General features: G+C 61.9%; 1 protein-coding gene. It reads left to right on the top strand.

Features of this window, described 5'->3' with window-relative positions; all coding sequences use genetic code 11:
• On the top strand, positions 1–572 hold a 572-nt coding region (locus AC1DU6_RS35135; protein WP_477863185.1), incomplete at both ends, for a transposase.

Here is a 572-nt window from a genome sequence, read left to right as displayed (position 1 = left end):
GGACGAGGCGGCCTGGGGCGCGGCGAGCGAGACGGTACCGAAGTTCATCTCCCGATCCGATCCGGCGGCGCAATGGACCGGGGCTCACAAAGGTCATGCTTTCTTTGCCTATGCCGACAATTACCTCATCGATCTAAAGGCTGCGGTCATCGTCGATGTTGAGGCAACACGCGCCATTCGACAGGCCGAGGTCGGTGCGGCCCGCACGATGATCGAACGTACTGGGGAGTGCTTCGGCATCCATCCCCAGCGTCTGGCTGCCGATAGCGCTTACGGATCGGCCGAGATGCTGGGTTGGCTGGTCGACGATCACACGATCGAGCCGCACATCCCTGTGTTCGACAAGTCGGCTCGCGAGGATGGGACGTTCGCCCGGGACGCCTTTGCCTACGAACCGGAAGCCGACATCTATCTTTGTCCGGCCGGCAAGGTGCTGGCTTCAACCGGGACGCTAGTGAATGACGGCGCGACGCTTCTCTATCGCGCCAGCAAACGTGACTGCGACATCTGCGAGTTGAAGCCACGGTGCTGTCCGAAAATGCCAGCCCGCAAGGTGCCGCGTTCGATCTACG

It is taken from the genome of Roseateles sp. P5_B10 (assembly GCF_056400485.1).
This window is presented reverse-complemented; position numbering and strand designations above follow the sequence as displayed.